The 12,240-nt window shown below is 69.5% G+C and carries 11 protein-coding genes and 1 pseudogene; 5 read left to right on the top strand and 7 right to left on the bottom strand.

The annotated features are described in order from the left end of the window. On the bottom strand, positions 1 to 660 hold a 660-nt coding region (locus ACWDA7_RS44340; RefSeq protein ID WP_450612753.1), incomplete at its 3' end, for a hypothetical protein. Positions 661 to 1,170: 510 nt separating this feature from the next. Beyond that, complete coding sequence (locus tag ACWDA7_RS44335; RefSeq protein ID WP_450612751.1) at positions 1,171 to 1,683, bottom strand: hypothetical protein; 513 nt, start codon at positions 1,681 to 1,683, stop codon at positions 1,171 to 1,173. A gap of 567 nt (positions 1,684 to 2,250) precedes the next feature. Between ACWDA7_RS44335 and ACWDA7_RS44330 the strand changes: the two genes are divergently transcribed. Then, entirely contained in the window at positions 2,251 to 2,694 is a 444-nt protein-coding gene (locus ACWDA7_RS44330; protein WP_359412081.1) for a DUF3761 domain-containing protein, read from the top strand. A gap of 218 nt (positions 2,695 to 2,912) precedes the next feature. Beyond that, positions 2,913 to 4,781: a TerD family protein gene (locus ACWDA7_RS44325; RefSeq protein ID WP_450612749.1), complete on the top strand. Its 1,869-nt coding sequence runs from the start codon at positions 2,913 to 2,915 to the stop codon at positions 4,779 to 4,781. 448 nt (positions 4,782 to 5,229) lie between these two features. On the opposite strand, the gene ACWDA7_RS44320 is transcribed toward ACWDA7_RS44325, so the two are convergent. Beyond that, positions 5,230 to 5,511, bottom strand: a complete 282-nt coding sequence (locus ACWDA7_RS44320) for a hypothetical protein (RefSeq protein WP_450612747.1) — start codon at positions 5,509 to 5,511, stop codon at positions 5,230 to 5,232. Positions 5,512 to 5,611: 100 nt separating this feature from the next. Continuing rightward, a pseudogene (locus tag ACWDA7_RS44315) lies at positions 5,612 to 5,857 on the bottom strand (TIM-barrel domain-containing protein); the annotation flags it as partial. On the opposite strand from ACWDA7_RS44315, the gene ACWDA7_RS44310 reads away from it, so the two are divergent. Beyond that, entirely contained in the window at positions 5,796 to 6,005 is a 210-nt protein-coding gene (locus tag ACWDA7_RS44310; RefSeq protein WP_450612755.1) for a hypothetical protein, read from the top strand. The pseudogene ACWDA7_RS44315 and the gene ACWDA7_RS44310 overlap by 62 nt on opposite strands. A 286-nt stretch (positions 6,006 to 6,291) precedes the next feature. Here ACWDA7_RS44310 and ACWDA7_RS44305 read toward each other — a convergent pair whose 3' ends face one another. Both ACWDA7_RS44305 and ACWDA7_RS44300 read right to left on the bottom strand, forming a co-directional pair. Beyond that, positions 6,292 to 8,007, bottom strand: coding sequence for a hypothetical protein (locus tag ACWDA7_RS44305; protein ID WP_450612745.1), 1,716 nt, complete (start codon positions 8,005 to 8,007; stop codon positions 6,292 to 6,294). A gap of 532 nt (positions 8,008 to 8,539) precedes the next feature. Next, positions 8,540 to 8,857, bottom strand: coding sequence for a winged helix-turn-helix transcriptional regulator (locus tag ACWDA7_RS44300; RefSeq protein WP_450612743.1), 318 nt, complete (start codon positions 8,855 to 8,857; stop codon positions 8,540 to 8,542). 276 nt (positions 8,858 to 9,133) lie between these two features. On the opposite strand from ACWDA7_RS44300, the gene ACWDA7_RS44295 reads away from it, so the two are divergent. Continuing rightward, a complete protein-coding gene (locus tag ACWDA7_RS44295; protein ID WP_450612741.1) occupies positions 9,134 to 10,240 on the top strand; it encodes a Gfo/Idh/MocA family protein in 1,107 nt (368 codons plus the stop codon). Between the two features lie 296 nt (positions 10,241 to 10,536). On the opposite strand, the gene ACWDA7_RS44290 is transcribed toward ACWDA7_RS44295, so the two are convergent. After that, the gene (locus ACWDA7_RS44290; RefSeq protein ID WP_450612739.1) at positions 10,537 to 11,190 is read right to left on the bottom strand and encodes a class I SAM-dependent methyltransferase; all 654 of its coding nucleotides are present in this window, start codon (positions 11,188 to 11,190) and stop codon (positions 10,537 to 10,539) included. Between the two features lie 172 nt (positions 11,191 to 11,362). On the opposite strand from ACWDA7_RS44290, the gene ACWDA7_RS44285 reads away from it, so the two are divergent. Beyond that, entirely contained in the window at positions 11,363 to 12,211 is an 849-nt protein-coding gene (locus ACWDA7_RS44285; protein WP_450612737.1) for an IS630 family transposase, read from the top strand. Positions 12,212 to 12,240: the final 29 nt, after the last annotated feature.

The following is a 12,240-nucleotide window of genomic DNA, read 5'->3' as shown; positions in this document are numbered from 1 at the left end:
CATGTCCGTCAGCCGCAGCGCCGCGGCGAGATCCGCGAGCACCTCGGCCGCGTCCTGCTCGACCAGCGGCATCGGCACCTCGCCCTCGTCCCGTGTCCCCTCCCAGGCGTGGGCCGCCTGTGGCTCCAGCAGCGCCAGCTTGTCCACCAGCGTGCCGCCGACCTCGCCAATGTATGCCATCAGCGTGTGAGGAACCGGGCCGTCGTAGTCGATGAACAGCACCCGCTCGCTGTCCCACACGTCCACCGCGCACCAGGCCCGCACCGGGCGGTGCGGTGCGGCCGCATGCCACGCTGGCAGCGGCTGCGAACAGGAGAGACTCTCCACCGTCTCCTGCAGCACGGCGCGGCTGGCGGGCGGGGCGACGCGCTGAAGCGCGGCCACGGCGGCCAGGCCATGCGGGGACGGTTTTATCGAAGCTCGTCCCGCCACCTCACGACACAGCAGCACTTCCGGCTCGCGTTCCGTCATCCCGGCGCTCAGCCACGCTTCGCCCAGGCAGCCGCTCGCCCACGCCTCCACGGCAAGGACATCGCTGTCTTCAAGGCGCAGTGTTCGGGCCTGGCGCAGCACACGGTCCGACAGCCGTGAGGGGCCCGGCGCACGGCGCACTGACTTTTTGCCGCCGCTCGACGTACGGCGGCCACGGCTCTTCGGCATGCCTTCGAGTCTGGCACAGCAGAATGCGGCGCGGACCCGTGGCTGAGGACAGCCCTCGCCAGGGTGATGGCGGCCGACTTCAGCATCCCGCCTTCCCGGCGCCGGAAGCATGACGTTGATCAGGCCCAGGCCCTGGTCATCGCGGGCCGTGGACCGGCTCGCGCTCTCCACCCATCGGTGATCGCCCTGGTCGGCTGAAGCCGGGTGGGTCGGGTCCAACCGCGGTGCAGGTAGCGGTGGTTGATCGATAGGCACGCAGCTGGCATCGGCTGAGTGGAGGTGGGTGACCTGGACGGCGAGCTGTACCAGCAGCCGTTCCCGAGCGATGAGCTCAGGGCGAAACCGAGCAGTTGTCGTGGTGGATCAGCAGGCCGGCGACATCCCAAGATCGACATTCTCCGGCCGTGAGGTCCACGCGGACATACCCGACGAGCTCCAAGAGCGCGTGATGTCGCGGAGACTGACATCCCCAGTGGCATAGCCGTGACGCGGGATGCCGTACCCCGCAGTTCATCGGGTCGGGCCGGCGAGCTGGTTGTAGAGATCCATGGGGGTCACGTAGCCCTCCCACCGCCCATCGTCAAAGAGCTGGATGCCGGCGTCCTTGTACGCCTGGTCGCACAGCTGGGAGCAGATCATGTGCCCGGTCGACTCCACATAGGTGCGCAGTCCGGGCACCGGGAGGTGGAAACGGTGCGCGGCGAGCGCCGCGTAGTCGAGGAAGCTGTACGGGACGTCGCGGTACTTGAGGGCGCAGGAGACGATGGCCTCGCGCTCGGCCGGCGTCAACTCGGCCGGAGACACGTACAGCACCTCGCGGTCGTCGTACTCAGACAGCGGGACGACCCGGGCGCCGCCGGGCTCGGCCTCGATGAGCTGCTCGTCGGGCACCACGATGAAGGCGTGCTCGTACGGGCCGAAACCGTCGCCGTTGAGCCACTGCCCGATCTGGATGAGCCGGCCGACGGGGCCGGTGATGCCGGTCAGCCCGATGTCGCCGGGCTGGGGTTCGGTACGGATCACTGGGGCCTCCTAGGCGGCCGTGAGGGCAAGCGGGCGGGTGACGAGGCCAGCGGCGGCGTCGAGCTGGGCCCAGTCGGTGGGCCCGTACGCGCAGCGGCAGGTATCGCAGCGGATGAGGTGAGCTTCCCGCCGTACTTCGGCGCGACGGGGTTGTCCTCGTTATGCCCACGGACCGGCATCAGGTATCCCGGCTTGAGGTCTTCGCGCCGACGCCGGTCACCAAAGACCAGGCCGCGCATCGCGCACAACAGCTGGCGTAGCGCACGGTCGAGGTCGTCGACGTCGGGAGAGGGCCCGGTGCGCACCAGCCCCGCCCTGGCGCGGGCAGTGCGCCGGTCAAAGCATTTCTCCCCATACTCCCTCGCCGCTGCCGGAGTCGTCCTCACCGACTCCGGGGCGGCCACCATCCCAAATACGCATGGGACTTGCGAAGCCTATGGGGAGGATTTGTAAAGTGTTCAACCTACCCGGACCGCGGTGCGTCCGGATGCATCGTTGTGGGGGGATCGTCGCGTGAGTCAACACCAGCCCGGCCCGTGGGCTGTCCGTCCGCCTGAGCCTGTCCGTATGCCCGATATCCGCCCGCTGTACAAGCGCAAGCGCGTGTGGGGCGGCGCCTTCGTACTGCTGGCGGTCGGTGCCGCGTTCGGGAGTAGTGATCCCAGCGCGGCCAGTCCCGCCCCGCGTCCTACGGTCACCATGACCGCGACCGCCACGAAGACCCCGGCGCCGGCCCCGACGGTCACCGTAACGAAGTCGCCAGCACCGGCCCCGACCATCACTGTGACCAAGACGGCCAAGCCCGCGTCGCCGGCCACGCACAGGTCAAGTGCGGGCTCCTCAGGGAGCAGCAGCAGCGGTTCGACGTCGGGTGGCTCGTCGAGCTCCGGCGGCGGGACGTCCCACCCGGCCGGGGCCACCGCCTTGTGCAACGACGGCACTTACAGCTACGCCGCCCATCACCAGGGAGCCTGCTCCCATCACGGCGGTGTCGCCGTCTTCTACCGGTAGCCGGCGCCGCGGCGCAACTGCGGGGCGACGGCGCTACAGCTGTGGTCGCGCGACATGGCGCTGCGCTGGGGGAAGGCGCGTCGGCTCGCGCGTCATCACGCCTTGCGCAGAAACGATGCGCGGCCTGGTGGTGTGGGGCGGCTCGAGGGTGGCTGCGGAGCGTCATCGTCGCCCAGGACAGCGCGGCGCGCATGCGAAGGCAAGGACGGAGAGAAATCATGGCTTTCGGATTTCGTGTGGGTGTGCCCGGGATGAGCGTGCGGGTCTCGACCCGGGGCGTGCGCGCCTCCGTGGGACCCCGTGCGGCGCGGATCAGTATGGGCAGCGGCGGCACCCGGCTGTCCTCCGGAGTGGGTCCGTTCTACGCCTCCAGTTCCCTGGGCCAAGGGCGCCGGCGCACCCGCACGAGCCGTACGACCCGCTCGCGGTCCGTCGCCCCATCAGCGGCGCAGCTGGAGCGTGCCCGCAGGCAGGCCGAGCGGGCTCAGCAGGAGGCGGACCGCGATGCGGCGATCGCCCAGTTGCAGGAACTGCGGCGGCAGACGACCAGTGTCCACCTGCAGTCCTTCACGCCGGCCCGGCCGCCGGTGGTGCCAGGACCTCCGCAACTGGGCCTGGCCTGGGCCCTGGCAGAGGCCCAGGCCCACCACCTGGCGGGGCTGGGGGTCTTCGCCCGCACCGAGCGGGCGGCGGCCAAGCGCAGGGCCGAACAAGACGCCCCGGCCTACCTGGCTGCCGAACAGGTCCGCCTGCACGCCGTCCACAGCCGGCTGGCCACCGAGGCCGATCAGTGGTGGCAGAACCTGATCGCCAACGACGAGGACACCGTGTGCGAGGCGGTCAACTACGCCTTCTCCGACAACCCCGCCGCGGGGTGCGCCGTGGGAGTGGACGGGCCTGTGCTGTCCGTGGTGATGCGGCAGCAGGACATCGACTCGCTGCCCGACCAGACGCCCGCCATCACCTCGAGCGGACGGCCCACGCTCAAGACCCTCAGCAAGCGGGACCGCACCCTGTGGTGGCTCACCTCCATGGGGTCGAACATCGTGACCACGCTCAAGGAGGCATTCGCCGTCGCACCCGGGATCATGGCCATCGACCTGGCCGTGCTCACGCGCTTGCCGGACACCCAGCGTCTGGGGTTCGTGGCCTACGGCCGCTGGACCCGCCAGGCCATCGAAGCCGGCCCCTGGCGGGAGGCGGCCGACGCGCTGCGGTTCCTCGACATCGGGCAGGACGTCGCCTGCTCGGTCACCACTACCGCCTCCGGAAACCTGTCCAGCACCATCAAACCCCTGGACACCAGCCGGCTGTCCGGCCTGCAAAGCCTCCTCGACCACGCCCAGGACGACACCGGATCCGGCGATGCGACGCTGGCCGGCCTCGATCAAGACCTGCGCGCCAACGCCCCCACCGCACCCTCCCCTCCCCCGCCGGATCACTACCGGATCCGCCCCTTTGCCGAGTGGAAGAGCCAGAGCGCTTCGCTGACGCCGCCGTCCGCTCCCCCAGCGCCCACCCACGCTCCCGCGCCGCAAAGCCGAGCTGCGACCGCGCTTGCGCCGGGGCAGAACCTGGTGCTGCCCGAGGAGGCCTGGCAGGGGCTGCTCATCGCCTTCAGTTTCGCCGGCGCCGACGCCGACCTCACCCTCTTCCTGACCGACACCCAAGGCCAGGTCACCTGCGATGAGGACTTCGTCTTCTACCACCAGCCCTCCGCCGCCCAGGGCGCAGCCCGCCTGCTGGGCAAGCAGACCGAAGGCCCGCGCACCGTCGAATGCGCAGCCCTCCACCTTGCCGCCCTGCCCGCCCACGTCCAGCGCGTCACGATCGCCATCAACATGGACGTCGACACTGGTCTGACCTGCGGCGCCCTCACCCACGCAGCCCTGTACATGGACTGCGTCACCGGGGCCGCCTGGACCTTTCAGCCGCCCGCCGACCCTGACATCCGCGCCATGGTCATCGCCGAGCTGTACCGGCACACCACCAACGGCCTGCCCGTCTGGAAACTTCGCGCCATCGGCCAAGGCTGGGCCGACGGCCTCGACGGACTCGCCCGGGCCCACGGCGTCAACGTCGAATGACCAGTCGACACATGGCCAGCCACCTAGGCGAAGCATCGGCCTCTTGGGCGGCAGCCGAGCAGAAGGGCCCCTACGCGAACAGCAGTACACGGCGGCACTCCGCGGTTTCAGGCCGGTGTGGGCGAGGCATGGGGCTGTCTCCCTTGATCGGTACCGTGCGGATGTCTCCTGGTCGGGTGGCCGCCCTGGTCGGCGGGAGCCAGACGGGTAGGGGCCCAGCGGTGTGCTTTCCTCTGGATGCACGGCCAGCCTGAGGTGGGGCGGCCCCGTGCAGCGTGCGAAGGGAGCACGAGGCCGCCGGCCCACGCTTGTCCTGTCTGAAGCGGGGCTTGCCACCGACGACCGTACGACCCCGGTGCTTCACCCGCGTGTCTGGTGGGCCGTATGAGTGGGGCCAGCTCCAGTGGAGTCCGCCCGCGTGGGGCGGCTCCGGCCCTTCTCTCGGAGGTCAGTTGCCCGTGGAGAAGAGCGGTTCGAGGTCGGCCCACCGATCGGCTGTCGCAAATACGGGGACGATGTCCAGGGGGGTGGCGCGCTCAACGACCTTTCCGCCGGTGTGCTGGTGGCCGGTCCAGACGTCGACCCACTCGCCGTGGGGCAGATACACCTCCCTGCTGCCGGCGCCTGGTTGGGTGACCGGCGCGATCAGCAGTGCCGAGCCGAGCCGGAACTGGTCGGGGAAGTCCCAGATGCGCTCGTCCTGGGCGTCGTCGAAGAACAGTGCGCGCATCAGCGGCTTTGCCCTGTGCCAGGCCGGTGCGGGTCTCCTGTGCCAGGTAGGGCACCAGGCGCTCGCGCAGGTGGGCGTACTTGCGGGAGATGTCCAGGACGCGGGGGTCGCCGGAGCGGTCGGCGATGTTCCACGGGGTGCGGTCGCGCAGCGGCTGCCGGTGGTGGTTGTACTCCGAGTGGTATTGCATGATCGGCATGAAGGTGGAAGCCGCCAGGGCCCGTAGATACAGTTCGGCGTCCGGGACGTCGCCGGAGAAGCCCGCGATGTCCCAGCCCCAGTAGATGATGCCGCAGGCCGAGGCGGTGATGCCGGCGTTGAGGCCTGCTAGACCGATCTCCGACACCTTCCGCAAGGATGGTTTGCGGGTAGAGATCTCAGCAGTCAATGCCGGTGCCTACCTTCTAGCCGCCAGCCGCAACGAACCTGCCCTGAACATTGGGCAGCTCAAGCAGATGGCGCTCAGCACGGCATGGCAACGCGCCAGCGGCTGACCCGCCAGCGCCCCTCGCATGAGCGGGTACACCCGCCACGGATGGGCAGTTCGGCCGCGGCCTCCGACACGCTCGGTGTCGTCGGCGCCCTCCAACGGATTCCGCCGCGCCCATGAGGGCTGGGGCCGCGAGGGGCAACCTGCGCATTCACTCCGGAGCCGTTGCACTACAGCAGCGAAGTACGGCAACCACCGCAACGGCACGCGAGCCTCAGTGGCTTGGCGTCAGCGCCTGAGCGGCCGATATGACGGGCCGCTGAGCGTGACAGGGTGGCAGCGTGGGTGGCTCATGTGCATCCGGCGCCGTTTTTCGGCCGCAGGCCCGGCTCGCGGACCATCGCGGTGATCTCGGCGGCGGCACGCTCAGCACGGCCTGGGCGGCGCAGCCGTCGCTCCAGCGGCGGGAAGCCGACACTGCCGACGGGGGCGTCGTCGACATCGGTGCGGCAACGGACGATCAGCTCACCTCCGGGGGTGTAAACAGCGCCGATGACATCCGCCCACGGGAGGTGGGCAGTACGCCACAGGCCGCGAACGTGCAGTCCATTGGAGTCGGCGGTGATCCGCCAGATCATCATCCGGAGGCAGACGCTCACCCAGTAAAAACCACCTACCGACCAGATGGGCAGCTGCCACCACGGAGGGGAACCCGTGAAGGACGTCCCCAGCAGCATGACGGCCACGACGATCAACGCCGCTCCGACGGAGCGCGCCACCGGACCTGCGTGCCACCGGACCGGTCCGGTAGCCGGGGTCATCGCGGCGAGGGCGACCTGGACGCGGGCCTCAGCGGCCCGGCGGTGTGCGGCCGTGCGTGCTGTGCCAGGACGGTAAACCCCGGACTTGCCCATGCCGTCGGGAGAACCGCGCCGTATCTGGGACGCGGTCCCCTCGACGAGCCACTGCCCGGACTCCGTTGCGCTCGCAAGAATCAACTCACCGCCCTCGTGAGGTGCACCGTAGAGCAGGGCTTGGCGCAGTGCGGTGCGGGTGCGGGTGTGGGGCTCGTAGCTCAGCACCGGGCGCAGGGTGACGGTGTCGTCGGCGGCGAATATCTCCGTACGCCCCTGATCGTGACGGGTCAGGACGCGCAGTACCGGGACCGGGGCGCGGTGCAGCGCCACAGCCCGGCGGCGGGAGAGCAGGCCCGAGCCGAGCACGGTGACACCGAGCCCGGTGAGGATGAGTGCGAGCGCCTGGCGGCCGGTTCGGTCGCCGTAGGGCTCAGTGGCGAGCCGCATCCAATCGCCGTGCATCAGCACCGGCACGCTACTGCCGACCCGATAGCTACCCTGCGCGTCGAACCTGTGCCGTGTCTTATCGGAGAGGCGGACGGTGACGGTGTAGTCGTCGGTGTTGTAGGCCACGACTCGGGCGTTCTCCGAGGTGGCCGTACGGGCCAGGCGGTCGTCTGCCCGGTCGTCCACGACGACGGTCGTGATCAGGGCACCCGCCACCGCGCACAGGATCGCCCCCGCAATTCCGCGGACCAGGCCCCGGCGCCAAGGGCGGACGTCGTCCGTCGCCGGGGCCGGCACCGTGATGCCGCCGGCCGCGTCGAGCACGAGCGAGCGTTGGCGGCCGCGCGCCCGCAGCCGCGCCACGACGGCCGCCCAGCCCCAGCACAGCGCCGCCACAACGACGGCGTCCGCGATCTTCTCGGCCGGCCCACCCAGCCAGGTATCGGGATTGCTCATCCAGATCAGCAGCAACGGAGCGGACACCAGCGCGAGTTCCGGTAGCACAAACAGCCACACCAGGTGCGGCAGGAAGAGCATCGATCCGGCCGCATCGAGCCAGTCCGCCCCACAGGGCGCTGCCACCGTGCACATCGGGTCGGGCGAGAACATCACCGCCGCCATGACCACGGCCACCAGCAGCACCACAGCCGGCCCCGCCGGCCGCGCCCACGCGGGCACCCGGACGTCCGCCCACCGCCTGGCATCGGCGGACACCCAAGGGCGAGCGGGGACATTCGCGTACGGAACTGAACTCGTCGTCACCCGCGCATTATTGGTCACGGTTGTGTGCCCCCTGCGCCTGGGGCCACCCCGAGTAGTACGCCCGGTGGCGAGCGCCGATCGTTGCTGCCGTTGGTCTCAGTTCTGGTCTCATTCACTGACGGTCGCGAGCGCTCCCGACCGCCGCTCCCCTCCCAACTCAGGTCGGAACGGCTCCCGACCTGGGGCAAACAGACGATCACACCGTCCCTGGGCACTTTGGCGGGGCAGACGTAGTGCAGCGATCGTTGTTGCTGACCGAACCGCAGGTCCGAGGCGGCTCCTGCCCGGTCTGTAAATCTGTCGGCTCAGGCATAGCAGAAGACTGGTCGTGTGTGAGCTACGGATCAGAAGGTGGCCGTGCCCGCTGCGTGCCCGGCCCGGCGGGACGTGGCGGGGGCTCACGGGGAACAGCGGCACCGATGGCGCTCCGGCCCAGGTCAGGGAGTTGCTAGGTCAGCCGCCATCCGCATCCGGCGTCGTCCAAACTAGTGCCGCAGGCCCCCGCGCCGACGCCTGATGGGCGCCCGGGAGGTCATCCCTCCCGGGCCTCGTACTCGGCGCGGGACTCGCTGATCTCCTCCGCATGGGCGTCGGCCCAGTCGGCCAGGTCGCGGACGACCCGCAGCAGCGAGCGGCCGCGTTCGGTCAACGCGTAATCGACCTGTGGTGGAACGGTGTGATGCACGGTGCGGCTGACCAGCCCGTCCCGCTCCAGACCGCGCAGAGTGACGCTGAGCATCCGTTGCGTGATCGGCCTGGCCAGTCGCCGCAGCTCGTTGAACCGGTATGTCTCCTCACCCAGCTGGCAGACGACGACCACGCTCCACTTGTCGCCGATTCGCTCCAGCACGCTGCGGATCAGTGGACGCGATTCCTCCCGGCACCCTGGGGATCCGGGTCCCGCTTCCGTGCGGAGTTCTTCTGCAGTTGCCGCGGCCACGGTTCCCTCCGCGATACCTGGGCACTTTGAAGTGCTCTCTTGTCCGGATCCGGTCCCGGGCCGAGGCTCGATCGTGAGCAGTCGGCAGTGCCCGGAGCGAATCACACCCGTCCGACCACTGTATGAGCCACGCCGCTGCAACGGAGGTCCGAGGCGGACTACCACAGTGCAAGAGGAGAACACCCAATGGGAACAATCGGCGTCGGCATCATCGGGGCCGGCCGCGGCGGCTGGGCGGCACTGGGCCACATACCCGCCCTCAGTGCGCTGCCCGACTACGAACTGCGTGCGATCAGCACAACGCGGCGCGAGTCCGCCGATGCGGCCGCCCGGGAGTTCGGCGTCCCGGCGAGCTTCGACAACCACCGCGACCTGATCGCCCACCCGGATGTGGACCTGGTCGTCGTGGCAGTGAAGGTCGCCCACCACCACGCTCTGATCTCCGAGGCACTGGAGGCAGGCAAGGCCGTCTACAGCGAGTGGCCACTCGGCATCGGCCTCGAGCAGGCCGCCGTCCTGGCGGAGCGCGCCCGCGCCGCACAGGTCCGTACGGTGATCGGTCTGCAAGCGCGCTTCGCCCCTGTAGTGCGCCACGCCCGCGACCTGGTCGCGGACGGCTATCTGGGCAAGATACTCGGCACCACCCTCGTCGGTTCGGGAGTCGCCTGGGTCGGCGAGACCGACCGAGCCCATGCCTACATCTTCGACGAGGCCAGCGGTGCGACGACTCTCACGGTACCGGCCATGCACGCTCTGGAGGCGCTGAACTTCGTGCTCGGCGACTTCGACGAGGTCTCCGCCACCCTTGTCAGGGGTCGAACGGAGGTCCGAATCGCCGACGAGGGGATCACCGTCCCGGTAACCGCACCCGACCAGGTGTCCGTTACCGGCACCCTGCACAGTGGCGCCGCCGCCTCCGTCTTCTACCGCGGTGCCTATTCCCGCGGCGACAACCTGCGCTGGGAGATCAACGGCACCGAGGGCGACCTGGTTCTGAGCGCCCCAGGCATCAACGGCAACCTCCAGGTGGCCGAGCTACGCCTAGAGGGCGGTCGGGGGGCCGACAGTGGAGTCGCGCCCATCGAGATCCCCGACCGCTACTTCACCGCAGTGCCCCGTGGACTTGCGGGACCGGCGCACAACGTGGCCCAGGTCTACGCCGCGCTCGCCGCCGATCTACGTGACGGCACCCATACCGTCCCGGGCTTCGACCATGCCCTGGACCGGCACCAGCTGCTCAGCGCCATCGAAGAGGCCTCCCGGACCCGGTCCGCCCAGAAACCTGCTACCTGAGGTGCGACCGCCGAGCAGAGCCCAGTGATTGCTTCAGGACGAAGAACGGCCGTGCCACATCCGTGCCAGAACAGGCGGGGACTCACGGGTGTCACGGTACGCAGAGGCGCGTGCCGCCGGACCCGCTCAAGGCAGGGGAATCGCAGGTCACGCATGCGATCGCCCAACCTCGCTCCTAAAGCGGGTGTCGCAGTTCGAATCCTGCCGGGGGCAGCGGCCGGCGCGCGTTCCGCGGTGAGCCGGCAGGGTGACGACGCCGGTTCAGCCGAGCGGCCTCACCCCGGGAACGAGCCCCGTCAGGGCGTTTCGGGCTTGCGGGCCAGGAGGCAGGCGTGCGGTCTGTTCACGCGTCCGCCGGGCTCCTGTTCCAGTCTCGCGGTGACGACAAGTCCGGCCTGGCCCAGCAGGTCGACCATGCGGTCCAGGGGCAGGAGGTACGACTCGTAGGACACCGGACGGCCATAGCCGTGGGTCGGCTGCAGCCGCTCATTGCCGACATAGTCTCCCCAGAGCAGGTAGCCGCCGGGCGCGAGCGTGCGGTGGAACTCGGCGAACACATCCGGCAGCCACTGCGGGGGCGTGTGATGGGTGGAGTACCAGGCCAGGATGCCGCCGAGCTCGTCGTCCCTCATCTCCAGCGCGGTCATCGAGCCCTCAGTGAACCGCAGGTTCGGATAGGCGTGCCGGGCCAGCCCGACCATCTTCGGCGACAGATCGACGCCGAAGACGGACACCCCCAGCCCGGCCAGGTGCGCCGTCACGCGTCCGGGGCCGCACCCCAGGTCCGCGACCGGCCCCAGACCGGCCGTCCGCACCAGTTCGGCAAACCCCGCCAGCATCGCGCGTGACAGCGGGTCCATCTCGGCTGGAGGCGGGACGCGTTCGACGTAATCGGCGGCGACCGTGTCGTACGACTCGCGGACGGCGGTCAGAAAGGAGGGCGCAGCCATGCGGGCGACCCTAGACCAGGCAACTGACAGACCATGGCACGACCTTCAGCTGACCTGCGCGACATCCATCGCTGCCGACACCCAGCCGTCACACCACGCCGGTGATCGTTTGCGGTCACGGCACTAGTGTGATGCGCCAGAAATTTTGATGGTTAGTTGCTACCTTCTTTGCATGGCGCATCGTGGTCCTGCTGCTGTGGAGATCGTTCTGTCCGAGGACGAGCGTGTCGAACTGGTGTGCCGGGCGGGCCTGTCGGACCGGCGCACGGTTGAGCGGGCCCGGATCATCCTGGCGTGCGCTGATGGGTTGTCGAATGCTGGTGCGGCGCAGGCGGTTGGCGCGGGTGTGAAGACGGTCCGCAAGTGGCGCGGGAAGTTCGCCGCGCAGCGGCTGGCAGGGCTTGAGGACGAGGGCCCCATCGGCCGGCCGAAGTCCGAGCTGGTGTTGACCGAGGGCGAACGGGCCCAGTTGGTGCGCTGGGCGCGGCGGGCGAAGACCGCACAGTTCCTCGCGTTGCGGGCGAAGATCGTGCTGCGGTGTGCCGAGGGCGTAACGAACAAGCAGGTCGCAGCCGATCTGGGGGTGGACCAGTCAACTGTGGACCGCTGGCGGGCCCGCTTCGTCGCCACACGCCTCGACGGCCTGCAGGATGAACCGCGGCCGGGCCGGCCGCCCTCGATCCTGCTGGACCAGGTCGAGGAGGTGCTCACGGCGACGTTGGAGTCCACCCCGGGCAAGGACACGCACTGGTCGCGCGCCTCGATGTCCAAACGCACCGGGTTGTCGAAGTCGACCATCGGACGGATCTGGAAGAGGTTCGACCTCAAGCCGCATCTGCAGGATGCCTTCAAGCTCTCCACCGACCCACTGTTCGTGGAGAAGGTCGTGGACGTGGTCGGGCTGTATCACAACCCGCCAGAGCGGGCCGTGGTGTTATGCGTCGACGAGAAAAGCCGTGCGCCACGAGGCGCTGATGGAAGCCGTGCGGGAGGAAGCGCCCGCCGCCGGTCATCGCAGTGACCGGTCGAAGCTGGAGGCAGGCTGAGCCC

It is taken from the genome of Streptomyces sp. NPDC001156 (assembly GCF_053598275.1).
Note: the sequence above shows the minus strand (reverse complement) of the source record. Positions and strands in the feature narration are given on the sequence as shown.